Here is a 25,378-nt window from a genome sequence, read left to right as displayed (position 1 = left end):
TAGCATTAAAACTTAATGCCCCTGTGGTGGAATGGTAGACACGGCAGACTCAAAATCTGTTGCTTGCAAAAGCATGCTGGTTCAAGTCCGGCCAGGGGCACGTTAAATATTGGAAAGTATATATATGTTACATAAATTTTTTAATCGTTTATTTTCTATTTTTTCTTCTATAAATGTTATTCAAAAGGTAAAGAAAGATGAAAATGGGATATGTTATGTAACGGGCCTCAGGCGCTATATATCAGTATTGCTTGATTTGATTATTATCGTTTTGTTCTTGCAGTTTTGCAGCCAAGCCTTAAATCAGCTCTTTATGAACTCAGAGGATAGCAAAATATTAAGTCAAATTGCTGCAAAATCCCCAATGCAAGCACCACTGTCTGCGGAAGAAAAGACAACGCAGAGTAGACTTATAAAATTACTAATCCTAAATCAAATAGTCCAGTTTATTATGCTCTTTTGCTATGTTACATATATGTGGGTAAAGTTTGCTACTACACCTGGAAAACTATTATTTGGGCTCAGAGTTGTGGATGCACAAACCTTCAGAAAAATGACTTTAAGGCAAGCAACTAAGAGATTTTTTTCCTTTATATTGTCAGTTGCACCATTATTCTTGGGCTTGTTATGGTCAAATTTCAACAAACGCTGTCAAACTTGGCACGATAAGATCGCAGGCACAGTGGTTGTCACGAGTAAAAGCCTTAGAAGGCAGAGCTAAAAACTACTTGACACCCTTCGCCAGCCCCTTTATCATGATACTGAAGGTGTTCATTTATCTTCAATCTGTGCAGATTAAACAGCAAGAAAACAACGTAGTTGGCGTCTTATTTTTAATTTTTTGCACTATGTGCACCTTATGTCTTCACAACATTTCTGGGTTTTTACCTATATAAGCTGAAACGCGCTTATAAGTCATTTAAGACAGTATAGTACGCCAATTTGCAGGATTAGAGAGTGACAACTAGCTAACGCGGGGTTTCTTTTGCCTTTTTTTCTGCTTAGTAAATTTCTTAAACATTTAAACTAAGGTGAGTTGCGTTTAAAAGCAGCTAAATTGCAGTGTTTAAGATTTAAAAAACGCCAAATACTGAAAATAGACAATGACTAGGGCTTCTTTTGCCTTTTTTTTCATTTGGTAAATTTCTTAATGTTTGTAGCTAAACGACAACCGTCATCCCTGTAAAGATCAAGTATCCCGCTACTTGTTAGCGGGACCTAGAGATACCGCGAATGAATCGCGGTATGACGGTTCACGGTGGCATGACGGTTAAGTAATTCGTCATCCCGCTACTTGTTAGCGGGATCTCTTGTTAGCGGATGAGATACCGCGAATGAATCGCGGTATGACGGTCTGCGGCGGTATGATGGTCTGCGGCGGTATGACGTAGAGCTCGCGTCAGCTACTTTCATGACACCATTTGCTGTCTTTAAAAATGAATGTTCTTACAATTGTGCGTCATGCGCTTTATTAAATATTTTACTTAAAAATCTAATTTCTTATTATACAAGAGATAAGCAATTCATTGATGATGAAAAATTACAAAAAGGGGCATAGAAAGCGCCTAAGGGAGAAAATTATTTTAGATAATGGACAATCATTACTTGATTATGAGGTTTTAGAGCACATTTTATATTCAGCATACAGTAGAATTGATGTAAAGCCGATAGCAAAGAGTTTGATAGAAAATTTTGGCAGTTTGAATAAAGTTTTTAATGCTGACCTGGAAGCGCTGCAAAACGTTGATGGTGTCAGCAATGCAGCGATATCTGCCATCTTTTGTGTAAAACAAGCCTTTGTTCGTTCTGCAAGAGAAGAAATAAAAGACCTGCCTATAATCGATAACTGGGAAAAATTGCTTGATTATTTAAGAATAAGTATAGGAAGCCTCAATAAGGAAAATTTTCGCGTCATCTATATGAATAAAAAGTATCGTCTAATAGCGGAAGACCTGCAAAATATTGGTACAGTAGATCAAACTCCTCTTTATGTCAGAGAGATCATCAAGCGCGCACTTTTGATTGGTTCAACATCCATTGTAATATCTCACAATCATCCAAGCAGAGATACACAACCTTCAAATAGCGATATATCTCTCACTAGACAACTAGCAGAAGCTTGCCAAAGTATAGGAATAGAATTAATAGATCACATTATTATTACATTCAGTAGCTATTTTAGTTTCAAGGAAAATAGGTTGTTGTGAAAGCCTTTATAGCTACAGTAACTTAGATTTACCGACAATCGTCATTCCGCTACGTGTTAGCGGCTAAGAGATACCGTGAATGAATTGCGGTATGACGTAGATTGCTGTCATCTCGCTGCTTGTTAGCGGCTGAGATACCGCCGCGGTATAGTAACTCGTCATCCCGCTACGTGTTAGCGGCGCGGTGGTATGACGGTAAGATTTATTGTGGCATGATGGTGTAGTATAATGTTGATAAACCTCAGTTACTTTAGCTATAAACGATTAAGATGAAGTTATCATATATCTATATACTTACAAATAAAGCTAATAGCACATTATATATTGGTGTAACTGCAAATTTGATCAAGAGGATTTGGGAACACAAAAACAAAATTGTTTCAGGTTTTACATCAAGATATAATGTAAATAAACTTGTATATTTTGAAGAGTTTGAAGATATAAGTTTAGCTATTGCAAGAGAAAGGCGCCTGAAAGAATGGCCAAGGCAGTGGAAAATTAATTTGATCAATCAAAAGAATCCTAGCTGGGTTGACTTATATTACTTAGCTTTAAGATAGCTATGCTGAGATCCCGCTAACACGTAGCGGGATGACGAGAAAGGAGTGGCGGGATGACGGTTCGTGGTGGTATGACGTAGTAGCTATTTCTTGCAATCAAGTTTCATCAAAAGTCAGATTGCAGAGTTAAATCTTCCACCCAAATGACCATGAACTCTACCTGCTTGTTTGGATATATTTCTTGTACTAAGGTTTTATAGGTCAGCATTTGCTTTTTTATTTCATTTAATAAGGAAACAGAAACGTTACGGTGTGATTTGTAGTCAATTATGATTGCTTTATCTTGCGTTATGCATAGCCTATCTAGTCGTACTAATACTGGTTCGCCATCGATTATTCCACTCAGTGTAATCTCTGACTTGCCTTCTAAGTCAAACAAATAGCCATATTTTTCATTAAAGGCCAATATTTTACTATAAATTTCATCCTTATCTTCACTGATGTTGATGTTATCAAGGTATTTTCTGACCCAATTTTTTCTCCTTTCTTTTTCTATCTTGGGCATATACTGTAATATGCTGTGAATAATCAGGCCTCTTGCATAACCATCTGTCATCCAAGTAGCTGACACTGGGATCCATTCTGCTCCTTCTTTTTCACTGGATTCCAGCGTCACGCGCTGGGATGACACCGAAGAGTGGGCTAAAGCTGGTGGAAGGGAAATGACCGGAACGTCAAAGTAATCACGTTTTTTATAAATGTAAGGGTAGTTTGCATTCACGCATAATACTTCAACTTTTTCTTTAAATATTGGCCGTAAACCCCTTTGTTTCTTTTCATATGGTTCTCCATACTTAGTGATTAGATCATACCAAGAGCCCTTTTGCACTGGCTCTTTACTTAAGATGTATAACTCATCTTCAGCACGCGTGAGTGCTACGTATAATAAACGCAAATATTCATTATAATCCTCTAGTTTTTTCTCTCTTTTTACTTGATCGCAATAAGCGTTGTTGTTTTTTCCACACCAAAATGGTGCTTCCGTTCCATCAAAGATAATGCTTTCACTGTTTCTTGGCACTGTGTTTGTATCAACCAAAAATACTATGGGAGCTTGCAGACCTTTTGATTTGTGAATTGTCATTATTCGCACAGCATTGCGTTCTGATTGCATATCATTCTTAATCTCCGGATTATTCTCCTTGATCCATTGAACAAACGCTTGAAGAGATGGGTTTTCAAATTGCAACACGAGGTTCATAAATTCGTCTAGAACCTCGAAGCACTCAAGACCTAGCCTTGCAGCAAATTTCTTCTTACCTGTGCGCAGTATATGCGTGAATAATGCGAGAGGGGATTCTGTGCGAGATAAGTTAATGAGATAGTTTAATTCACTATAGATAACCACAGAATAATCCTGAATTCTTTCCCATAGTGAATGCTCTTTACGGTCGTATGCAATGTTAAATAAATCATCCTCGGTGAAATTAAATAGCGGTGATTTTAAAGCATTTGCAAGAGCTAAATCATTTGCCTGGAGGAGTAAAAATTCGGCCAAAGCTATTAAGTCCTGCACGGCTATATAGTCCATAATTCTAAAATAATCTCGGCCTACAACTGGCACATTTGCTTTTTTAAGTTCGCTTATTATGTAATCAACTAACACGTTTCGTTGTCGCACCAAAATCATAATGTCTCTTGGCTCTATATGGCGATCTTTAGCGACTAAAATCCGCCCTTCGTTTAACCAATTGTGAATTCTGTTAGCTATTGTTTGAGCAAGTAATCGATCTGCTATTGTATAACCTTCCTTGCATGTCAGAGGAATTTGTAAAGCTCGCTGTTCTTTCTCTTTGCGCCTTGGTAACGCTGGCCAAATTTCAATATATCCTTGGTCATTTTCTCTATGTGGAACATGTTTTATTTCATTATCATTAAAAGATATTTCTGCGCGGAAGTTATTAAATATTCTATCTACAAGCATCAAAACTTCTGGAGTTGAGCGAAATGACTTTTCAAGTTGGCATGATATCCAATCTCTACCACCAGTTTTCGTATGAAAGTATTGTTGCATATAGTTGAATAGATGGGGATTTGCTCCTTGAAATCTGTATATGGATTGTTTTACGTCACCAACTACAAATAAGGTTCGCTTTTCATCATTACCGGCAAAAAATTCATCGCAGAGATTTGTTATAATTTTCCACTGGCTGATGCTATTGTCTTGTGCCTCGTCAACAAGGATGTGATCTATTTTTTGATCTAAGTTAAACAATACCCAATCTTTATGATCTGGGTCGCTGAGAAGATTTGTTGCTAAGTCAATTATATCATTGTAGTCAAGCAGTGCATTTTTTGATTTTTCACTATTATATAAATCAACATATACTTTAAATACACCAAGTAAGCTACTGGTTCTCTTGAATATTTGATAAGAGTTCATGTCTCTTATATGGGTAAATACTACATTCTGAACGCTCTCTATTATTTGCTCTGCATCTTTGAATTTCTCCAAAATACTTTTTGTTGCAATGGATGATATGCTCTTTTTTTCGTGCGATTCTGATTTTAGAAATACCTTGGCTAGGTTTTCTATTTTGGTGTCATTCCACTTTATTCCGGTGTCATCCGAGTAGCTGACACTGGTTCTTTTTTTCTGGATTCCAGTGTCAAGCACTGGAATGACAGTAGAATAAAGTATTGCACTATAACTCTGATCTCTTTTACTGCCTTCACTTAATATCTCGGCTAGTCTTTCCACGTGCTCGATTGTTTCACTCTGTAAGTCATGAATTTCATCTGGGGCGCTCAATTTATCTTTGATATATTTCGAATCATTTGCTGATATCGATCTTTTTATACATAAAGTATAAAGCAAATCGCGTAGTTTATTTTCATCAATTTCAGTTGCAATAAGGTTGATATCATCCTGCACAGTTTCGTTATGAAGCACTTTATTGAATATGATGGAATGTAATTCTTTGCATTCGCTCAGCGTGCAATTTGGAGCAATGCCAGCTTCTATAGGAAAGCTGGAGATTAATTTGTAACAGAAAGCGTGTATGGTTTGTATAGTTAGACCAAGATTTTCCAGTTCAGAGAAAAGCCTTCTTGCTCTTGTTAAATAATCTTTATTTTTTCTGGATCCCAGTGTCACGCACTGGGATGACAAGTAGGGGTGCTGAGATCCCAGTGTCACGCACTGGGATGACATTGGAAAGAAATCTAGTTGTTCTAGATCTGCTGCCAACACACTATCTGAACATATTGCCCACTTACTGAGTATGCTGTGAATGCGATTCTCCATTTCGTTTGCTGCAGCATTGGTGAATGTTAAGCAAAGAATATTTCTTTTGTTTTCTAATAAAAGTCTCAATACTCTGTCTATTAAGATTTTTGTTTTGCCTGTACCAGCGGACGCATTTACCCACACAGAGAAATTAGGATTTATGGCATTTGATCTCATCAGAAGTGCGAGAACCTTATAAAAGTTGACTAGAATAGCATTATACATATAATGTAAAAATAGTGTTAGTGAAGATATATAATGAAAAGTTTTTGTGTAAAGGCGCCTGCAAAAATCAATCTTTTTTTGCATGTTGTAGACAAAAAAGAAACAGGGTATCACTTGATTGAAGGTTTATTTGTCTTTGCTAATCTCTCTAATTTTTTGGAAATAAAAGTAGGTGAGAAGGATTCTAGATACGATAACTCTACAGTTGAATTTATAAACTCCGAGTCTAAAATAAATAACCAATATAACACTGTAATGAAAGCGGTTAATCTGCTGCTTAGGCATGCTCCTGTACGCACTAAAGTCACTGTAAAGGTTGTAAAAAACATACCAATTGCTGCAGGACTTGGTAGCGGATCCTCAGATGCTGGAGCTGTGGTACGTACGCTAGGGAAGCTGTGGGAGATTGATAGGACGATTTTAAATGAAATAGCCTTAAACGTTGGTGCTGATGTTCCCGCAAGCGTAGATAGCAAGCCAGTTTTTGTTAGAGGTATTGGCGAAGAATTATGCCACATTAAAAAATTCTCTTTACCTACAAATGTGGTGCTTGTGAAACCGAAAAAAAGGTTTTTGAGTACACCAGAGGTATTTTCCAAACATGAAGGAAAATTTTCTGAGCCAATTAAATGGAGCGATGACGCTGAAAAGGATTTGTTGAAGCTTCTTAAAGAGACGAGAAACGATCTTCAAGAAATAGCAATAAGCTTTGTACCTGAAATTAAGGATGTGATATCAACACTTGAGTCACAAGAAGGCTCTATACTTTCTCGCATGTCAGGCAGTGGTGTATCATGTTTTGGAATATTCGATAGTGAGGAAAATGCAAAAGCTGCTGCAGTTAATATCGGAAAAAAGCAACCAGAATGGTGGGTATGTGACACTCAATTAATAGTTTGACTTATGGATGTAACTCCCTTAATTTCCGAGAATAAAAATCTTATAAATGGTTACAGGGAAGGAAAATTTTTGGTGAATAATAGAGAATATTGCGGCTCAATTATAATTTTTCCTGAAAAGGTGATTAAATTGAAAGAAAGTGATATAAATAGCAAGGAACATTTTAAATCTTTTTTAACAGAGGAAATAGAAATTTTGATAATAGGTACTGGTAAAACACGCAATATACTAAGTTCTTCAGTGAAGTCCTATCTTATGGAACAAAAAGGTTTAAATTTTGAATTTATGACAACAGGTTCTGCATGCAGAACCCATAACGTTTTAATATCCGAAGATAGATTTGTTGTCAGTTATCTAATAGCCATATAGCATGCTTACCCAGGACTTTTTCATCAATAGTCTAGTTGCAGTAGTTGTAATTAGCCTAGTAACAGGCGCTTTAGGATCGTTTATGATATGGCAAAGGTTATCTTATCTTGGTGATAGTTTGTCCCATTCTTCGTTGCTTGGTGTTGCACTTGCTTTAATCTTTAAGATTAGCCCATCGCTTAGCATAATGCTCATTGCAATTACATTTGCTATACTACTTTCTCTTAATTTTAACAGATTATATTCTGCTGATACGATATTGAACATTGTTACCAATGTAGTTTTATCATCGAGTTTAATACTTATGTCTTTTCTTCCATCTGGCAATAATAGTATTATTAGCTCACTGTTTGGTGATATATTAACGCTCGATCAAAGTGATATAGTATTGATTTTTTTAACCTCTGCAGTAGTTACTTTGATATTAATATTTAGATGGCGTTATTGGTTAATGATTTCAATTAATCAAGATTTAGCAGTAGTTGAAAAAATTAATGTTACCTTTGTTAGACTAGAATTTTTAATCACTCTTGCTATATTTATAGCAATTGCTGCCCAACTAATAGGAATATTACTCATTGCTGCATTTTTGCTAATACCAGCAGCATCTGCAAGGCTCATTTCGAAAACTCCAATGCAGATGATTATTGTTGCAACAGTTTTTTCTGTGATCTCTGGGATATCAGGTCTCATGTTATCTGCAAGTTTTGATTTGTTAACTGGACCTGCAATTATACTTGTTGCAGCGGTATATTTAATTATCGCTTATTTTATAAGGCTAGTATTAAGCAGGTTGGCTTAATTTTGATCTCGAATGTTAATAATTTTGTAATATACTCATTATAAAACATCACTATCTTAGCACAAAATAGTTTTTGCTATACTATTATTTATATGCTAATGATAAGTTGTTAATTTTATGGAGTAAGCAATATGAGCGAAGAAGGATTTTTTTCCAAATATATATCTCAACCTGTGAAAAAATTTTATAATTATATTACAGGAAAAACAGAAGAGTCGGATAATGTGCAGAGTACGGCAGATGATATTGTACAAGAAAGCTCAGAGTCTTTGGACACTCATGTACAATCAAATGAGAATGATATCATATAGGTGGCATGAGGGTTACACCATCCAAAGTTAAAAGATTCCTAGAGAAACCTGACGCTTTAAGTGGTGTGTTAATTCATGGAAGTGATAACAGTAGGGTTGATTTTTATGTACAAGAAATAATTGCTAATTTGGGTGAGTATTCAGTTCAGGTGATGGATTTTGCAATAGTGAATAAGTTACCCAGTTTACTGTTTTCTGAATTGGCAAACGTTTCGATGTTTACCAGCAAAAAATTAATTAAGCTGATAAATGTGAGTGGAGGTATATCCAAAGAGTTAAAAAACGTATTGGATTATAACGTAAGTGGTCACTATGTAATGATGGTAGCAAGTGATCTTCCATATAATTCTGCGACTAAAAGTTATATGGAGAGTTCAAAAATTTTTGGTGTGATTGCTTGCTATAAGGACAGCAACAGCAATCTTTATGACATTATATCAAGTTACTTAAAACAAAATGATATAAAATGCACAAATGAGATAATCTACCATTTGCAATCTTACTTTAATCATAGCAAGCTGCCTATATGTTCAGAACTTGAGAAGTTAGTTTTATACTTAGGGGAGAGAAAAGACCTAAAACTTACTGATATAGAATTATGCTTTTCAACTTCCGGCAACGACTATGCTACACTTGATGATTTATGTTCTGCCATAGCAAGTAAAGATATGTTGCGCTTCATTAGAATTTCTGATGCATTGATATCGCAAGAAAATTTTTCACCGATAGCGCTAATTCGCATTATATCAAATTATTTCCTACGCCTTGAAAACGTTTTGCTGTCAGTGCAAGGTGGAATGAGTGAGCAGGCTGCGATTGATCAGCTAAGCCCTCCATTGTTTTTTAAACAATTGCAGAGTTTTAAATCTCATTTGAAAAGTTTGCAACTTTCAGAACTTAAGAAGATCTTGGAAAAATTGATAAGCTTAGAAGTTACCTGTAAAAAAACTGATTTAGATCATAAAATGATTTTTCAACATGCACTGACGGGTAGCTGACTACTCGGATCCAGCCTTTCTTATAATTTCATCAAAATGTTGTATTTTAACATAAAATAGCTGCTTTTATGCCTACCAAAATTCATTCTTTAGTGTGTGTCTCACAAGTATTCTTTGCTAATAGGATATTTTCGAATATAATTGAATATAATTAGATAAAAATACAGATATGTTTGACATTTCAAAAATTGTAATAACACCTGAAATGTTAAAATTAGTTGCTGAAATTGATGAATTTAAAGGAGCATGGCAATTGTTTGGTAATTTAGCTCCAGAACGTTTACAAATGCTCAAGAAAATTGCAACAATTGAAAGTATTGGTTCTTCTACTCGTATTGAAGGGGCAAGATTATCAGACCGTGAAGTTGAGCAATTACTATCCAAACTTGATACACGCTCATTTCGTTCTCTAGATGAACGAGAAATAGCCGGATATGCGTATGTGTGTGAAGAAGTATTTCAAAACTTTAACAAGATGCCATTTACAGAAAACACTATAAAACAGTTTCACATCTGGCTTTTACAATTTTCATATAAAGATCAAAGGCACATGGGAGAATATAAAAAATCTCCCAATCATGTTGAGGCGTTTTATGAATCTGGAAAAAGCTTGGGCATAGTTTTTGAAACAGCCTCTCCGCTTGAGACAGCGACACAAATGCAAGAACTTATTTATTGGACTAGCCAACAATTAGAAGTAAAATCGTTACATCCTCTATTAATTATTGGCATTTTTATAGTTACTTTTTTAGCTATTCATCCCTTCCAGGATGGAAATGGCAGATTATCACGCATTCTCACAACTTTCTTGTTACTAAAGTTAGGGTATATCTATGTACCTTACAGTTCCCTTGAAAGTAATAAGGAGAGTTACTACTTAGCTTTGCGTCGTACTCAACAATCCTTGAAGACGAGCAGCAATGATTTTAATCCATGGCTTATGTTCTTTTTAAGGTCACTACAAAAGCAAAAATTTTATCTTGAACAAAAGGTGTCACATGAAAAAGTGTTAAATCTCTATTTACCACCACTTTCTGCTAAAGTATTAGCACTACTCAGCAAACATGGACGTCTTACAATTAAGGATTTGGAAAATATTACTAAAGCAAACTGCAATACCTTAAAGAAGCACGTATCTAATCTCGTAAAGAGTAATCACATCACTCAGCATGGAAAAGGCAAAGCAACCTGGTATGTAATATAGAGCTCAATAGGATATGTATTCATTTTGAATTGTTAAATTATTCAGCTATAGAATATAGATCACAGCTGTACAAACATTGTAGTTTGAGCCCACTAGATCCCAGTGCCCTATTCTTGTCATCCCAGTGCCTTCTCCTGTCATCCCAGTGCCCAGACACTGGGATCCAGAAAAGTTTGCTTGTAAGCAAGCAAACTAGCATAGAAAGTGGTTACAACGTTTTCGATGAGATTGCAGAAAGGCTAGATTCCAGACTGGAATGACATCGTTCACTATGTACCATATTGCAATAGTTGTGGTCAAGGCACTGGGATCTGAAATTGCAGTGTTCGTACAGCTATAGAATATAGATCAGAAGTGACAGAGCTTAAAAAAAGGCCTAACATTCTTAATAAACGTAAAAAGCTTTATGAAAATCAGAGTTGGAGTAATAGGCTGCTTAGGCAGAATGGGCAAAAAAATACTCAATGAATTAATTACAAATACCAAAGTGGAAATAGCAGGTGCTGTTGCCCGTTCAGGCAGTAAGTACATAGATTCAGATATTGGACCAATTATAGCCAATCTAGGAATTAAGGTTACAAGTTCTATCAGTGACGTATTTGAGTCATCTGACGTTGTAATAGATTTTACAACTAAAGAATGTATGTTAGACTGCCTTAAAGCAGCTGTAAAATTTAAAACACCGCTGGTTAGTGGCACAACTGGAATAGAAGGTGTCGATTTGAAAGAATATGCTGCTGAAGTTCCAATATTATGGTCAGCAAATATGAGTGTTGGGGTTAATGTGTTGCTGAAATTGGTAAAAAAAGCTGCTGAGCTTTTAGGTAATGAATATGACGTTGAGATTTGGGAAATGCATCATAACTTAAAAAAGGATTCACCATCTGGAACAGCTATAGAACTTGGCAAAACAATTGCTAACGCTTCAAAAGTGGATTTTCAGTCCAATCAATATTTACATAGTGGTTCAAACATAAGGAAAAAGGGGGGAATAGGTTTTGCAGTATCTCGTGGAGGTGGAGTAATAGGAGATCACAGCGTGATGTTTGTTAATTCTGATGAACGGATAGAACTAAACCACAAAGCAATTGATCGCACAACATTTGCTAGAGGAGCTGTTCAAGCAGCAGTATGGCTATACGAAAATAAAAGAGAAATTCCGGGGCTCTATTCAATGCAGGATGTGATATGAGCAATACACGTGCCTCTGTTAAAGATTTAAATCTCTGGTATGGCTCTAAGCAAGTTTTATTCGATATAAATTTGAATATTTATAAAAGAAAAGTTACTACTTTTATCGGACCATCCGGGTGCGGTAAATCAACATTTTTGCGTTGTTTTAATCGTATGAATGACTATGTACCTGGATGCAAAACTGTTGGTGAATTAGATATCGATGGGCTGGGTGATATATATTCACGCGATATGGATGTTGTACTACTTAGAGCAAAAGTTGGTATGGTATTTCAAAAGCCAAATCCTTTTCCAAAATCAATATATGATAATGTTGCTTGTGGGCCAAAATTGCATGGTATGGCGAAGGATAAGCAAAAATTGAATGAGATGGTGGAAAATAGTTTAACCAAGGTTGGTTTATGGGAAGAATTGAAGGACAGATTGCAAGATAGCGCACTCAATTTATCCGGTGGCCAACAACAGAGGCTATGCATCGCTCGCGCAATTGCAGTGAAGCCAACTATTTTATTAATGGATGAACCGTGCTCTGCTCTTGATCCAATGGCAACCAATGCAATCGAAAATCTTATACAAGAGCTGAAATTAAGATTTACTATAATTATGGTGACTCATTCAATGAAGCAAGCTAAAAAGTTATCTGATAGTGTAATTTTCTTTCATAATGGCAGAATTGTTGAGTCTGGAAGCACTCAAGAAATATTCGAAAATGCTCAATCTCCCTTAACAAAGGAGTATATCCTGGATCATTAAATTTCTGACCTTACCCAGAAAAAGTGGAGAGAAAGAAAAGAGTTTTTTCGGGTAAAATAAAATTTTGGAGGATTAGAAATGGTAAGAGAATATACAGCAGAATTCAAATTGGAAGCTGTTAAGCTGGCAAATGAACAAAGAAAGGTAGGTCAACCAGTTGCAAAAGTAGCAAGAGATCTAGGAATAAGGGATAGTGTATTAGGAAAATGGATGAAGAAATATAACGAAAAAAAGTCAGCGGCAAATGCATTTCCAGATGTAGCACCTTATGACAAAGAGAGGTTTGATTTACAAAGCAAGAGTAACAAGGGAAAGAGACATTTAAAAAAAAGCCCTGGCCAGTCAAAAAGAGTAAAATATTTTTTTATATAGTAACTGCTATAAAGTACAGGAATTATGTAGGATTTTCTGCTAGTGGCTACTATAAGTGGACCACAAGAAAAATAAGCAGTAGAGAATCAGCAAATAAAGAGCTACTCGAAGCTATTCAAAAAATATATCAAGTTTCTAAATGTAGATATGGAGCTCCTAAAATTCATGCTGAATTGAAGGCTTTGGGTAAAAGTTGCAATTTGAAAACGGTGCAAAGTATTATGCAGAAAAATGACATCAGGGCTATACTGAGAAGAAAGTTTAAAATTAAAAAACAACAAACAGATAATAGAGCTGTAGCTCCCAATATACTAGATCAAAACTTTATTGTTGATCAACCAAATAAAGTATGGGATTACTTACATCAAAACCAAGGAGGGATGGCTATATTTGGCAGCAATAATTCTCACGTATGGTAGTTAATGAGTAGTGCAATAAATAAACAATTGGTTATGAACTCTTTATTAATGGCCATTAATAGGCGTAAACCTGTTAAAAATCTACTGCTGCACAGTGACCAAGGTTCACAATATACTGCGCAAGGGTATCAATATCTCTTAGCTGTAAAGAATATAGATGAGTAATAAAGGCTGTTGTTACGACAATTCTGTTGCAGAAAGCTTCTTTAGCTCATTGAAAAGAGAAATACTTATTGATACTTCACAACACTCTGCTCAACAAACTAGAACTGCAATATTTGAATACATAGAAATTTTTTATAACAAACAACGTCACTATTAACTATTGCATTCCAGAACAATTTGATGCATCATTCTTTTTGTAAAAAACATTCCAAGCTTTCTCTCCACTTTTTCTGGGTAAGGTCACTTTTCCACTGATCATATTTAATCGCCATAACTTTACTCCTACTTTAACAATATTTTAATTATCATATATTATGGCAAGAAAGTCAACCCTACCTAATTTTGCTTAGTAAGCACACTAACTATGAAACAATCTATATTACCATCAAAAACAGAATTTATATTGCCCACTTCATGTCCGGTTCTTAAATCCTTCACCATTTGATATGGATGCATAACGTACGATCTGATCTGATTGCCCCAGCCTATATCGCATTTTTTACCATATTCTTCAGCCATTTTCTGTTCTTTTTTTTCCAGTTCAATTTGGTATAAACGTCCTTTAAGTAATTTCAATGCCTCATCTTTATTTCTGTGTTGAGAACGACCATTTTGGCATTGAACTACAACACCAGTTGGAATATGCGTAATGCGTACTGCACTTTCAGTTTTGTTCACATGCTGACCGCCTGCTCCGGAAGCACGGTAGGTGTCGATCTTTAGATCCTTTTCATCCACAGCAATATCAATTGAATCTTCGATCACTGGAGTTACTCCTACACTTGCAAAACTGGTATGACGTTTACCATTTGCATCAAACGGCGATATTCTAACCAGCCTGTGAATTCCACTTTCACTTTTTGCCCACCCATAAGCTTTTTCTCCAACGATTTTTATCATTGCGGACTTTATACCAACCGACTCTCCTTCTAATTTTTCTACAACTTCAACTTTAAAGTTGTGATAAATTTCTGCCCACCTTACATACATGCGCATCAGCATTTCAGCCCAATCATTGCTCTCTGTTCCACCAGCTCCTGAGTGGATTTCTAAAAAGCAGTTATTATTATCTGCTTCACCAGTAAATAAGGACTCTGTTTCTTTATACTTGATTAATTTCTCTAGCTTAGCTAATTCATTTTCAACTTCAGAGAAAAATTCTTCATCATTTTCATCAATAGCAGACTTCATTAAGCTGATGGCATCGTTGTAATCGCTTTCCAGCTTTAAAAACGACTCTACGTCATTCTTAATTTTAGAACGTTCTTTTAAAATTTCTTGTGCCTTTTGATTGTCTTGCCACAGATTATCATTCGACGCCTGGGAATCCAGCTCTTCAAGACGCAACTTTAATTTTTCTATGTCAAAGACACCTCCTGATAAGAGAAATACTTTTATTTAAGCTTTGAAAGTGTTCAAGAATTTCTGGATAAGTTTTCATTATACTTTAGATTTTAATATATTTACTATCAATAACAATAACAGTAAACAAAATAGAAATTTAACCATATGATAGTTAATTTAAATAATTTCATTATACTTTAATGTTTAAGGAAATCAAGCGCGTATATTTATTAAAAAACAAGGTAAAGTAATGAATATTGAAATAAGTTCCCATTATGGTTTAGACAAAAAGGCTATTGATGACTTAATAGAGTCACTTGATAACGAGGAGCTAGAGAATGTTCGTAATATTGTAAAAACGATAGACAGTGTTCAGTTAGCTTATTTTTTATCTACTTCGATCAGTGATCACAGGGAGAAATTAGTTAATATCCTCGATCAACATTTGTTAAGTGATGCCCTAGTGCATGTAGTGCCAGATTTACAAATAGAGATCATAGAAACATTGGGAATAGAAAATACAGCAAAGTTACTAATGCTCCTTGATGTAGAAGATATAGTAACCATAGTGAAAGATTTAGATAGAAAGTCTGTAGAAAATATACTTTACTATTTGCCCAGCAAAACTCAGAAATCGGTAGAGGAGTTGCTATCATATCCAGAAGAAAGTGCAGGAAGGTTAATACATAAAGATATGGTTATAGCTCCATATTATTGGACAATAAATCAACTGACAGAATTTGTGTGCAACTATAAAAAAATACCAGAAAAATTTCACCAGATATTCATTATCAACTCAAAATTAGAGCCTATAGGCAGTGTTAATTTAAATAAGGTAATATCTCACTCAGGAGACACAATAATAAAAGAGATAATGGATCATGACATAAAAATCATTAAAACTGGAATAGACCAAGAGGAAGTAGCAAGAATATTTAAAGATTACTCTCTATTATCGGCTCCGGTAGTAAATAAGAATGGTAAAATTATTGGTGTGATCTTAATTGAAGATGTGATAAAAGTTGTTCAACAAGAAACAGAAGAGGATGTACTCAAAATAAGCGGTGTATCTTCTAAAGCCGATATAAATGCCCCTATACATAAAACTATAATTAAAAGGCTACCTTGGTTACTGTTTAACCTCTTAGCTGCAACAATGTGTTCCATAGTAGTTGGCTTTTTCGATGATGTAATAAAAAGTTTTATAGTGCTGCCAATAATCATGCCGATAATTGCATCAATGAGCGGAAATGCAGGATCCCAAACAGTAACGCTAACCATCCGGGCAATCGCAACAAAATATCTAACTGAGCAAAATGCAAAAAGAATACTGATGAAAGAATTTTTAATAGGTCTTATAAACGGGGTGATCTTATCTACTATTTCATTAGTAGTGTTAGCAATAAGGTTTCACAACTTCAAAGTGGAGATGATTTTTGTGGTCTCCATGATTATGATGTCAATTATTGCAACGTTCATCGGAACTTTCATTCCTATAATGCTTCACCGTTTAAAGTCTGACCCTGCCGTTTCTTCTTCAATCCTAACATCGGCAACAACTGATATTCTCTCAGCTTTTATATTTCTTGGTTTAGCTACGATCTTTTTATTAAATAGCTAATACTATCTATAGCTATACCGCCGCGAACCGTCATACCGCGATTCATTCGCGGTATCTCTTAGCCGCTAACAAGTAGCGGGATGACGAGAAAGGGGCTACTTGGATGACATTCTTCCTGGTGTGCCCAAATCACAATGTTCGTACATCTGTGCGCGGTATCTCAGCCGCTAACAAGTAGCGGAATGACGGTTTTTCAAATTGTCGTAAGTCAGTTTAGCTATAATATCAAATTTCACAACTTCACCAACTATTTCTTTCTATTAAATAAGAATAAATTGCCTATACAAAAATAGATTGGCAATATTTCAAGTCTGCCAAGCAGCATTAAAAACGATAGAAATAATTTTACTTCATTACTGAAAGAGGAATAATTACCCGAAGGACCTATTAAATTACTAAATCCCGGGCCAGAGTTTGTAAGCGTTGCAGAGACTGAACTGATGCTAGTTATAAAGTCTGCATTGCTTAAGTAAGACATCACTATTGATGAAATGGTAAACGTTAACATGAAAATTGCAAAAAATATAAAGACAGAGTGAACTTCATCATTCTCCAGGGTTTTTCCATTGAATTTTACCCTATCGCCTGCGCCTGGGTTCAATAAAAGGCGAAAGTGATTTTCTATAGATCTTAGAAAAATGATCAAACGAAAGATTTTGACACCACCACTTGAAGAACCGCTACATCCACCAACAAAGGTTAGAAAAAAAGCTAAGACTGAAATGAAACTCCAATCTATATGATTACAGATTGCATAACCAGTTGACGTAATCAAGGAAGTGATGGTAAATGTGCTGCATCTAAATGATAATGACACTCCTAAATCAACATTTTTATACAACCAAAAACAAGCAAATAAAGATGAGATAGTAGCTATCTTAACAAAGTAAGAGACCTGTTCATCATAGCAAATGTCTAACCGTCTTATAATTTTTAAATAGCTAAGAAAAGGCAGAGAACCCAAAATCATAAAAACGATCGTTATGGCTTCTAGTATGGGATTATTATAGTGCCCTATAGAATCATTATAGTTAGCAAATCCACCAGTTGATACAGCAGACATTCCGTGACATATTGCATCAAATAGTGGCATACCAGCTAGATAATAGGAAAATATGCATAACAAAATTAAGCCATAATATATTGCCGTAACATGAATCACTACGCTTCGCGTGTTCGGCAACTTCCTTTTGGTAGCATCTGAATATTCAGAATAAAGTAAATTATTTAGGCTGAGAACCTTAAACATAGGAAAAACTGCAATTCCTAAAGTGATTACACCAAAACCCCCCATGCCGTGTAGCATTGCTCTCCACAGCAGTATTCCTGGAGATTGTTTTTCAATATCATTAAATATAGTTGCCCCTGTGGTTGTGATGCCAGATATCGTTTCAAACAATGCATCAACATAGCTCAGATTATCAAAATAGAAAGGAATAGCTGCAAACAGAGACAAGGCAATCCAGGTGCAACTAGTAATCGCAAAAATTGCTGGCATTCCATGCAATCTACTTAATTTACCGAGTAAAATAAAAATTGCGCCAGATGTGCAGGTAATTATGAATCCAGCGAGGAAATTTTTCCATTTGTAGCTGAGACATTTATTAGTAATAGCAGGAATAAGCATTGCTAAGCTAAACAGCAATAGGAATATTCCCACAATAAATACAATTGAACGCAAATTTTGTAAACGTTGATGATTTTTCATAGAATTACTTCCTCGCTATACAAAGCCATAAAAGCTACTCTAACGTCAAGCATTTTGTTGGCCTTTATTAACAGTTATTAACAATATACTTGATTTACTTGTAAATATGTGTGATAATTAAATTTTTATTAGAGGTAAGATATAGTTGAATTAACTGATATACAAAAAAAAATTCGAGCTTCATTAATTATAGCAATTAGCAATAACTACCCTCAAAAGGTCCAGGGCATATTCGACAATAATGAATGTGATAATATACAAGCAGTTTTGAACCACGAGGGGATTGGGGCTGGTTACAAAGATAATTTTTTAGATTTTGCTATTATTGGTCTTGACGCTGGAGTTAAAGTTCAAGGAGAAATTGGAGAAAACGTAGAGATCATTAAACAAATTTGGAAAGTTGCTAATCAGAAAACTCGTGATTTTGTGTGTTGTCGTGCAATAGAGAGTTTTCGAGGATTTGGCCTTTATAACATACCTGCTCTTAAAACAGTTATTCAAGAAATAGAAGAGCACAAGAGGGTAATGGATCTTGATATGGCACTAAGGCGTGCAATAAGAAGTCTTAATGTTGATCAAGTTAAAACAGCACTAGAGAATTGCGGTGAAGATGTAGAAAGTGTTTTGACGCGAAATGTATATTGGAGTGATGCTACTGATATTGATTGCTTGTTAATTTATCCTCTGATGGTTGACTATGAAAGAAATCTTGGCAAAGAAGAATTTGAAAAGATAAAAGAGATCACTAAACTTCTTTGGGATAAAGCTTCCCCTGATGTTCGTAACTTCTGGCTTGAAGACCACATGGTTAATAGAGAAGGTCAAAATACAGAAGATAACTATATAATAGGTTCTCTTGAAAAGCAACAAAAAGAGTATGCTAATATAGCTGGTGAGGGATGGCTTGAAGACTTTATTCAAGAAGTTAAGGGTTATAAAAAGGACAGAGAAATAAAGCTTAATGAATACAAAGGGAAGATCGCTCTAGGCGTTGTTGGACTATGCGTAGTTGGTGCTATTGCAGCCTATGTGCTGGCATATCCTGTAGTTGCATTAGTTTTAGAAGTTTTAGCAGTTTCAGCATTGGCTGTACTAGCTTATATTGGAGGAGTTTGTGAGAAATCAGAAAGCCCAAATACGAAAAGCTCGGACCCGGTTGTTTCTGGGGTGTTGCAACAACGCAGAACTGTCTAATTAGTAATCCATTGTCATCCCAGCGCGCCGCGCTGGGTCTGACTACGCTAGAACAAAGAATATAAAAGAAACGTTGCCGTCACGTTATATCATAAACCTTTGCTGAAGCTTTCTTTATATCTTCACTTGAAAGTGGGATCAGACCAAGCCTAGATAGGTACCCACCTTCAATACCGATTGAATCTATAATTTCTTTTACGAATTCTCTTAATCCATCAACAGTATCCAAGTGTTCTTTCTTTATATAAAGGTATAGAGGTCTTGCTAATATATATTTTCCCGATGATATATTTTCGTAAGTTGGCTCAATTCCTGCAATTGTGCTCCCTTGTATTTTATCTTGATTCCTCATTAAAAAGCTAAAACTAAATATCCCTAAAGCGTTCTTGTTACTTTTCAATTTTTGTATTATTATGTTTTCATTAATTCCAACTTCTATATACCTTCCGTCATCCCTTATATTACCACATGCTTGCTTTCTTTCTTCCTGATCTTTATAATTCTCTTTGAAAATTCTCGAGTTCATGCATGAATATTGATCAAGCATAATAGAATTAACCAAAGTTTCGTATGTGCCTGTATTTTGATGTGGACCATAAATTTCAATTTCTGTTTTTGGTAAGGCTTGATTTACATCAGACCAAAACTTCTTATTATTTTTTACTAATTTATCATTTTCTTGAGAATATGCAGATAAAGTTTCAAATAAGTCCTTCTTTGTGAAATCAAATCTATGGCTTTGATTTGAATTTGCAATGACAATTCCATCATAGCCAATGATGATCTCTATCACTTCATTAATTTTATTTCTTTTACATAGTTCTCTTTCTACTTCCTTCATAGGGCGAGATGAAGTGGTGATGTCTGGCGTGTCTTCCCCTATTCCTGAGCAAAACATTTTGAACCCTGATCCACTTCCTATCGATTCCACAACTGGAGTCTTGAAGGAGAATACACGATTGAACTCCTCGGCTATAAATGAGATAAAAGGAAAAACAGTTGAAGACCCAACAATTCTGATGTATTTCCTGGCATCAGCATTTGACAGCGGCGTGAATAATACGAATACAAAAATCAGGAGAAGGTTTCTAAGCATTATTTTTAGTTAAGAACATAAATCTAATTATTATAACAAAAGATCAAACTGAAAAGCTTTAATTGCATGACAAAAGCTACAGTTTACATTTAAATTTTATTTCATATTATTGTAAGTATTACACAACTTTAAGGAACAGTTATGGCAGTTATGCCAGATAAATGGATAAGAGAAAAAGCTGAAAATTTTGGAATGATAGAACCTTTTGTGAATCACAAAAGCAGCAAAGGTGTTATATCTTTCGGACTATCATCTTATGGTTACGATGCAAGAGTGGATAATAAATTTAAAATTTTTACTAATGTTAATTCAGCTATCGTGGACCCTAAAAATTTTTCTGAGAATAGTTTCATAGATAAGGAAACAGACGTATGCATAATTCCACCAAATAGCTTTGTGCTTGCAAGCACAGTGGAATATTTTCGTATACCAAGGAATGTACTGGTCATTTGTGTTGGTAAATCAACTTACGCAAGATGTGGAATTATAGTAAACGTTACTCCCTTAGAACCTGGATGGGAAGGTCATGTCACACTCGAATTCTCAAACACTACTCCGCTTCCTGCAAAAATTTACGCCAATGAAGGCGCATGCCAATTCGTATTTTTAAGCGGCGAAAGTGAGTGTGAGAAATCATATGATGATATGAAAGGAAAATATATGAATCAGCATGGTATCACTTTGCCGCTGGTGAAGTGATTGCCATGAGAGTGGTAATTTTTCACTTCCGCACTTTTTCATTGTTGCTTACAATAATTATAGCTACACCATGTGCTTTTCTTAATTAAAAACTTCAATTATTCATTGTAAGTTGTTGAATTTCTTATCATAGTATCTGTTATCCGAGCAGCCCCTTTCTTGTCATCCCAGTGCCTTGACTACTTGGATCCAGAAAAAAGGATGGTGTCATTCCAGTACTTGACAATGGAATCCAGCTTTTTGGTAATTTTATCGAAAATGTTTGCTCGTTTACAATTAAAATTCCTGGATCCCAGTGGGCTTTGTTGCATCGCTAGCTATGATGGATTAAAGATAAAAAAGGTGGAGAATATCAGTAGCTTATTATTCTGGTATTTATAACAAGAACGGTCAGTGAATACCTAAATTTGAGTAAAAGAAATTTCACTACCACTCACTAATCCGGCTAAAATTCAAGAATTTCAATGCTTTAGCTATTTTCAATAGAATTAAATTTATTAATATAAATAACAAGTTACTATTCTTAAATTTGATCAGATTGATTGCAAAAAAAACAAGATTTTCAATAAGTTGCTTATAATCCTAATTATAGTTAGCTTTCATAAGTAGCGATGCAACAAAGCCATCCCAGTGTCAAGCACTGGGATGACAAAGGAGGAAGCACTGGGATGACAAGGTTATAGGTGTCATCCAAGTAGCGTGACACTTGGATCTTTTCTCAACAATTTCAAAAAAATCTATCAAAAAGGAGGATTATCATGTCCACAATAATTTTATCATCAATTTTTGGTCAAGCAGGCAGCATTTTTGGGCCAATTGGCCGGATTATCGGCTCAGAACTCGGTGCTCTTCTTGGTGCGCAGCTTGATGGTGCGATGTTTAGCCTTGATGCTGAGCAGAAAGTAACGCATGGTGCGAGACTAAAAAATCTGCAAGTTCAAACCTCAACCTACGGCAGAACGATCCCAATTATCTATGGCACTGCTCGTGTTGCAGGGAACATTATTTGGTCACAGCCAATAAAAGAAGAGGCGATAACCACCAAAAGCAAAATTGGAAGAGGTATGAACGTTACATATAATTACTACGCAACGCTTGCAATTGCGATCTGCAAGGGGAAAGTAGAAAAATTAAACAGAATCTGGGCAGATACAACATCACTTAGCTTTGATGAAATAGATTATACTTTTTACAGCGGCAGAGAAGACCAAAATCCGGATCCATTCATATCATCAATTGAAGGAGAGGGGAATGTGCCGGCTTATAGGGGAATATCTTATATAGTCATCAAGAATTTTCCTTTAGCAGACTATAACAATCGCGTTCCGGTATTTACATTTGAAGTGCAAACTGCATTAAAGCCCGTTGGGTTTTCAATAGCGGAAAATATTCGGAATATCAATATCATACCAGGTTCAGGTGAGTTTGTATATGATACAAAAATACAGAAGAAAATCGAGCAAGAGAAAATAAGCAGCAACCAATATATCCCATATGGCCTAGCACAAAGGGTAAATCATAACAACCACACTAAAAAGAGCGATGCAGTGCTTTCTTTGGATCAATTAAAGGGAGATTTACCAAATGTTGAGTGGGTATCGGTAGTAGTCAATTGGTTTGTGAATGATCTGAACATTAAAGATTGTAAAATATATCCTGCAGTTGAATTTCAAGATGATTCCGCAATATTACCTGATGATTGGCAAGTAGGGGGTGTAACCAGAGATAATGCTCAGCTAATTTCAAAAGATGCGAGTGGAAACCCAAGATATGGTGGCACAGTTAGTGATTCAGCGCTAATAAGATATATAGAAGAGCTGCACAGCAGAGGTTATAAGGTGATGCTCTATCCGATGCCCTTGCTTGACACAAAGAACAAAGAGTGGCGAGGAAAATTGAGCGGGACCCCTGGGGATATAAGTGATTTTTTTGAGAATCAATATAACAAATTTATAGAGCATTATGCAAGCATTGCCAAACAGACTAAAGTAGAAGGGTTTATCATCGGATCTGAATTTGCGCAACTTACCAAAATCAGGGATGAACAAGGGAATTACCCTGCCGTTATAGAGCTGGTCAAGCTTGCAAAGCAGATAAAACTTAATCTTGGAAAAGAAGTAACAGTTACCTACGCTGCAGATTGGAGCGAATACCATTCATATGATGGTTGGTATAATATGGATGAACTGTGGTCTTCAGAGTATATCGACGTTGTTGGCATAGATGCTTATTTTCCACTGACTGATGGTCCAGAGCCTCCTTTTGGTTATTCCGCGGAAGATGTAATGGGTGGTTGGAGCAGTGGAGTGGGGTATGATTATTTCTATGATTACTCAAAGAGTGAACCTGAAAAAGTAAAGTATAACGACAGCAGGTATGCGTGGAAAAATATAGAGAAATGGTGGAGTGAAACTCACATAAATCCAGGTGGTAGTAAAACGAAATGGCAACCAAAAATGAAAAAAATATGGTTTACTGAGTATGGATTTCCCAGTATGAACGGCTGCACTAATGAGCCAAATGTGTTTGTTGACAAAGGCAGCATAGAGAGCAAATATCCACGATATTCAAACGGAGAGGTGAGCTTTCTTTCGCAAAAAATTGCAATTGAAGGAACGTTAAAAAAGTGGCAAAGCTCGGAAATGGTAGAAAAAATGTTTCTCTGGGCGTGGGATGCAAGGCCATTTCCTTATTTCCCCAATTTGTGTGATATGTGGACTGACTGCCATAATTGGCAGACAGGACATTGGATTCAGGGAAAGCTTTCACAGCTTAATATTTCCGATGTTTTATCGGATCTATTACAAAAAGCAGGTTTAAAAAGCGATCAGTTCGATACAAGCAACGTCAAAGGGTTATTGTCTGGGTATGTGATAAACGACCAGCAACCCGTACGTTCTATTATTAAAATGCTGCAAAGTTGCTATTTTTTTGATGTGGTTGAACAGGACTCTAAACTGAAATTTGTTCAAAAGGGCAGGGGAGTTACAACTGTAATGCCAATTGGTGAAACGGTTTTCAGTAACAATTCAAAACTTGCTAATATCAGTCAATTAGATTTAAACAATAAAGTTAACGTCGTTTATTTTAATCGCAATTTTGGCTATCCAATTGATGTTAAATATGCTGAGTTGCCAAAGCAAGGCGCTGCTATAACAGTTGAAATACCGCTCATTATGGAGGAGGGAGAGGCGCAAAATATCGCTGAGGTTTTACTTTATTCTTCGTGGCAAGAGAGAAATATATACAATTTCAAGCTACCGATAAAATATGCGTGGCTTGTGCCAAGTGATGTAATAACGATTTTAGACAGTGAGAAAAAACATACGGTGAGAATTATAAAAACGAAATTTGAAAGCATGTCCATTCAAGTAATTGGCGTTGGTTATGATCACTCTATATATAAGCTTTCTTTTCCTTCAACAAGGTCACTTATGCTGAAGGAATACCCTCCCTCTCACATTAGCAAAACCATCGTAGAAATGATAGATTTACCGGATATTAAAGGTAATAGTGCAAGCTTTACTTTAATTAGTGAGGAAAAGAATTGGAAGGGAGCAACACTCTTTATTTCGTACAACGATAAGGATTATAAGCCTATTGCAAGCACAAACAAGCAGTCTACTTACGGATATGTAATGGAATCTACCGACGAGGGGCTTATAGTAGTGTTACGTTTTGGAAACATAACTTCAATTGCGGACTCAAATTTAGCACTAGTTGGAAAAGAGATAGTGAAATTCCAGAATGCTGAACTTATAGATAAAAATAAATATAAGCTTAGTAACCTAATCAGAGGACAAGAAGGTACTAAAGAGACTGCAGGTGAAAAATTTGTTCTACTTGATGATTCAATAATATCTTTCGAAGTGCAAAGGGGAAAAAAGTTTTACCTAAAAGCAGTGACTTATGGTGATTCATTGGATAACACGGAAGCGAAGGTCCTGAATAATTGATGCTCAATATTTAAAGCTTAAAGTGAATAATTGAAGATAAGGTATTGAAATT

20 protein-coding genes, 1 tRNA gene and 1 pseudogene are annotated in these 25,378 nt (G+C 35.6%); 18 read left to right on the top strand and 4 right to left on the bottom strand.

Annotated features, from left to right (window positions below):
- Nucleotides 1-17 precede the first annotated feature (17 nt).
- The 4 genes from EA652_RS02245 to EA652_RS02230 all read left to right on the top strand — a co-directional run bounded on the left by EA652_RS02245 (nt 18) and on the right by EA652_RS02230 (nt 2,767).
- Nucleotides 18-100 (top strand) — tRNA-Leu (locus EA652_RS02245).
- A 24-nt stretch (nt 101-124) separates the two neighbouring features.
- Nucleotides 125-721 carry an RDD family protein gene (locus tag EA652_RS02240; RefSeq protein WP_007549159.1) on the top strand — a complete coding sequence of 199 codons (597 nt, stop codon included), beginning with the start codon at nt 125-127 and terminating at the stop codon, nt 719-721.
- Nucleotides 722-1,532: 811 nt separating this feature from the next.
- Entirely contained in the window at nt 1,533-2,207 is a 675-nt protein-coding gene (radC, locus tag EA652_RS02235; protein WP_006280440.1) for a RadC family protein, read from the top strand.
- 269 nt (nt 2,208-2,476) lie between these two features.
- Nucleotides 2,477-2,767 carry a GIY-YIG nuclease family protein gene (locus EA652_RS02230; protein WP_007549156.1) on the top strand — a complete coding sequence of 97 codons (291 nt, stop codon included), beginning with the start codon at nt 2,477-2,479 and terminating at the stop codon, nt 2,765-2,767.
- Between the two features lie 106 nt (nt 2,768-2,873).
- On the opposite strand, the gene EA652_RS02225 is transcribed toward EA652_RS02230, so the two are convergent.
- Complete coding sequence (locus tag EA652_RS02225) at nt 2,874-6,173, bottom strand: UvrD-helicase domain-containing protein (RefSeq protein ID WP_012673157.1); 3,300 nt, start codon at nt 6,171-6,173, stop codon at nt 2,874-2,876.
- An 81-nt stretch (nt 6,174-6,254) separates the two neighbouring features.
- Between EA652_RS02225 and EA652_RS02220 the strand changes: the two genes are divergently transcribed.
- From EA652_RS02220 to EA652_RS07620, 10 genes and pseudogenes are all read left to right on the top strand, one after another.
- The gene (locus tag EA652_RS02220; RefSeq protein ID WP_006280386.1) at nt 6,255-7,121 is read left to right on the top strand and encodes a 4-(cytidine 5'-diphospho)-2-C-methyl-D-erythritol kinase; all 867 of its coding nucleotides are present in this window, start codon (nt 6,255-6,257) and stop codon (nt 7,119-7,121) included.
- Between the two features lie 3 nt (nt 7,122-7,124).
- Nucleotides 7,125-7,490, top strand: a complete 366-nt coding sequence (locus tag EA652_RS02215) for an Mth938-like domain-containing protein (RefSeq protein ID WP_012673156.1) — start codon at nt 7,125-7,127, stop codon at nt 7,488-7,490.
- 1 nt (nt 7,491) lies between these two features.
- The gene (locus EA652_RS02210; RefSeq protein WP_010962536.1) at nt 7,492-8,292 is read left to right on the top strand and encodes a metal ABC transporter permease; all 801 of its coding nucleotides are present in this window, start codon (nt 7,492-7,494) and stop codon (nt 8,290-8,292) included.
- Between the two features lie 131 nt (nt 8,293-8,423).
- The gene (locus EA652_RS02205) at nt 8,424-8,603 is read left to right on the top strand and encodes a hypothetical protein (RefSeq protein WP_007548716.1); all 180 of its coding nucleotides are present in this window, start codon (nt 8,424-8,426) and stop codon (nt 8,601-8,603) included.
- A gap of 5 nt (nt 8,604-8,608) precedes the next feature.
- The gene (gene holA / locus EA652_RS02200; RefSeq protein ID WP_007548714.1) at nt 8,609-9,601 is read left to right on the top strand and encodes a DNA polymerase III subunit delta; all 993 of its coding nucleotides are present in this window, start codon (nt 8,609-8,611) and stop codon (nt 9,599-9,601) included.
- 169 nt (nt 9,602-9,770) lie between these two features.
- The gene (locus tag EA652_RS02195; protein WP_012673155.1) at nt 9,771-10,805 is read left to right on the top strand and encodes a Fic family protein; all 1,035 of its coding nucleotides are present in this window, start codon (nt 9,771-9,773) and stop codon (nt 10,803-10,805) included.
- An 83-nt stretch (nt 10,806-10,888) separates the two neighbouring features.
- Complete coding sequence (locus EA652_RS06905) at nt 10,889-11,065, top strand: hypothetical protein (protein WP_153801318.1); 177 nt, start codon at nt 10,889-10,891, stop codon at nt 11,063-11,065.
- A gap of 146 nt (nt 11,066-11,211) precedes the next feature.
- Nucleotides 11,212-11,997, top strand: a complete 786-nt coding sequence (dapB, locus tag EA652_RS02190; protein ID WP_012673154.1) for a 4-hydroxy-tetrahydrodipicolinate reductase — start codon at nt 11,212-11,214, stop codon at nt 11,995-11,997.
- The gene (gene pstB, locus EA652_RS02185; protein WP_006280935.1) at nt 11,994-12,752 is read left to right on the top strand and encodes a phosphate ABC transporter ATP-binding protein PstB; all 759 of its coding nucleotides are present in this window, start codon (nt 11,994-11,996) and stop codon (nt 12,750-12,752) included. Before dapB ends, pstB begins: the two co-directional genes overlap by 4 nt.
- Before the next feature lie 78 nt (nt 12,753-12,830).
- Nucleotides 12,831-13,908, top strand: a pseudogene (locus EA652_RS07620) (IS3 family transposase).
- Nucleotides 13,909-14,044: 136 nt separating this feature from the next.
- Here EA652_RS07620 and prfB read toward each other — a convergent pair.
- Nucleotides 14,045-15,149, bottom strand: a protein-coding gene (prfB, locus tag EA652_RS02165) for a peptide chain release factor 2 (protein ID WP_095866573.1) whose coding sequence is annotated in 2 segments (ribosomal slippage) — nt 14,045-15,073 and nt 15,075-15,149 — 1,104 coding nt in all. Because the reading frame shifts where the segments join, the coding sequence is not laid out codon by codon here.
- A 153-nt stretch (nt 15,150-15,302) separates the two neighbouring features.
- Here prfB and mgtE point away from each other — a divergent pair.
- Nucleotides 15,303-16,673 carry a magnesium transporter gene (mgtE, locus tag EA652_RS02160; RefSeq protein WP_006280192.1) on the top strand — a complete coding sequence of 457 codons (1,371 nt, stop codon included), beginning with the start codon at nt 15,303-15,305 and terminating at the stop codon, nt 16,671-16,673.
- 247 nt (nt 16,674-16,920) lie between these two features.
- Here mgtE and EA652_RS02155 read toward each other — a convergent pair whose 3' ends face one another.
- Nucleotides 16,921-18,381, bottom strand: a complete 1,461-nt coding sequence (locus EA652_RS02155) for a TrkH family potassium uptake protein (protein WP_007548804.1) — start codon at nt 18,379-18,381, stop codon at nt 16,921-16,923.
- A gap of 267 nt (nt 18,382-18,648) precedes the next feature.
- Between EA652_RS02155 and EA652_RS02150 the strand changes: the two genes are divergently transcribed.
- A complete protein-coding gene (locus tag EA652_RS02150; RefSeq protein WP_006280721.1) occupies nt 18,649-19,575 on the top strand; it encodes a hypothetical protein in 927 nt (308 codons plus the stop codon).
- Between the two features lie 79 nt (nt 19,576-19,654).
- On the opposite strand, the gene EA652_RS02145 is transcribed toward EA652_RS02150, so the two are convergent.
- Nucleotides 19,655-20,671: a substrate-binding domain-containing protein gene (locus EA652_RS02145; RefSeq protein WP_012673153.1), complete on the bottom strand. Its 1,017-nt coding sequence runs from the start codon at nt 20,669-20,671 to the stop codon at nt 19,655-19,657.
- Nucleotides 20,672-20,812: 141 nt separating this feature from the next.
- Here EA652_RS02145 and dcd point away from each other — a divergent pair, with 141 nt between their 5' ends.
- Together dcd and EA652_RS02130 are read left to right on the top strand one after the other, a co-directional pair.
- Nucleotides 20,813-21,370, top strand: a complete 558-nt coding sequence (gene dcd / locus EA652_RS02140) for a dCTP deaminase (protein ID WP_006280485.1) — start codon at nt 20,813-20,815, stop codon at nt 21,368-21,370.
- A gap of 758 nt (nt 21,371-22,128) precedes the next feature.
- Nucleotides 22,129-25,326, top strand: coding sequence for a glycoside hydrolase/phage tail family protein (locus EA652_RS02130; RefSeq protein WP_012673152.1), 3,198 nt, complete (start codon nt 22,129-22,131; stop codon nt 25,324-25,326).
- Nucleotides 25,327-25,378: the final 52 nt, after the last annotated feature.

Origin of the sequence: Wolbachia endosymbiont of Drosophila ananassae (assembly GCF_008033215.1) — a bacterium.
Taxonomy (GTDB): Bacteria; Pseudomonadota; Alphaproteobacteria; order Rickettsiales; family Anaplasmataceae; genus Wolbachia; species Wolbachia pipientis.
Note: the sequence above shows the minus strand (reverse complement) of the source record. Positions and strands in the feature narration are given on the sequence as shown.

What these genes read in the sequence shown, in the direction of transcription:
- EA652_RS02240 (WP_007549159.1), top strand. Translation starts at nt 125, where the DNA reads ATGTTACATAAATTTTTTAATCGTTTATTTTCTATTTTTTCTTCTATA.
- radC (WP_006280440.1), top strand. Translation starts at nt 1,533, where the DNA reads ATGAAAAATTACAAAAAGGGGCATAGAAAGCGCCTAAGGGAGAAAATT.
- EA652_RS02230 (WP_007549156.1), top strand. Translation starts at nt 2,477, where the DNA reads ATGAAGTTATCATATATCTATATACTTACAAATAAAGCTAATAGCACA.
- EA652_RS02225 (WP_012673157.1), bottom strand. Translation starts at nt 6,173, where the DNA reads ATGAGATCAAATGCCATAAATCCTAATTTCTCTGTGTGGGTAAATGCG.
- EA652_RS02220 (WP_006280386.1), top strand. Translation starts at nt 6,255, where the DNA reads ATGAAAAGTTTTTGTGTAAAGGCGCCTGCAAAAATCAATCTTTTTTTG.
- EA652_RS02215 (WP_012673156.1), top strand. Translation starts at nt 7,125, where the DNA reads ATGGATGTAACTCCCTTAATTTCCGAGAATAAAAATCTTATAAATGGT.
- EA652_RS02210 (WP_010962536.1), top strand. Translation starts at nt 7,492, where the DNA reads ATGCTTACCCAGGACTTTTTCATCAATAGTCTAGTTGCAGTAGTTGTA.
- EA652_RS02205 (WP_007548716.1), top strand. Translation starts at nt 8,424, where the DNA reads ATGAGCGAAGAAGGATTTTTTTCCAAATATATATCTCAACCTGTGAAA.
- holA (WP_007548714.1), top strand. Translation starts at nt 8,609, where the DNA reads ATGAGGGTTACACCATCCAAAGTTAAAAGATTCCTAGAGAAACCTGAC.
- EA652_RS02195 (WP_012673155.1), top strand. Translation starts at nt 9,771, where the DNA reads ATGTTTGACATTTCAAAAATTGTAATAACACCTGAAATGTTAAAATTA.
- dapB (WP_012673154.1), top strand. Translation starts at nt 11,212, where the DNA reads ATGAAAATCAGAGTTGGAGTAATAGGCTGCTTAGGCAGAATGGGCAAA.
- pstB (WP_006280935.1), top strand. Translation starts at nt 11,994, where the DNA reads ATGAGCAATACACGTGCCTCTGTTAAAGATTTAAATCTCTGGTATGGC.
- mgtE (WP_006280192.1), top strand. Translation starts at nt 15,303, where the DNA reads ATGAATATTGAAATAAGTTCCCATTATGGTTTAGACAAAAAGGCTATT.
- EA652_RS02155 (WP_007548804.1), bottom strand. Translation starts at nt 18,381, where the DNA reads ATGAAAAATCATCAACGTTTACAAAATTTGCGTTCAATTGTATTTATT.
- EA652_RS02145 (WP_012673153.1), bottom strand. Translation starts at nt 20,671, where the DNA reads ATGCTTAGAAACCTTCTCCTGATTTTTGTATTCGTATTATTCACGCCG.
- dcd (WP_006280485.1), top strand. Translation starts at nt 20,813, where the DNA reads ATGGCAGTTATGCCAGATAAATGGATAAGAGAAAAAGCTGAAAATTTT.
- EA652_RS02130 (WP_012673152.1), top strand. Translation starts at nt 22,129, where the DNA reads ATGTCCACAATAATTTTATCATCAATTTTTGGTCAAGCAGGCAGCATT.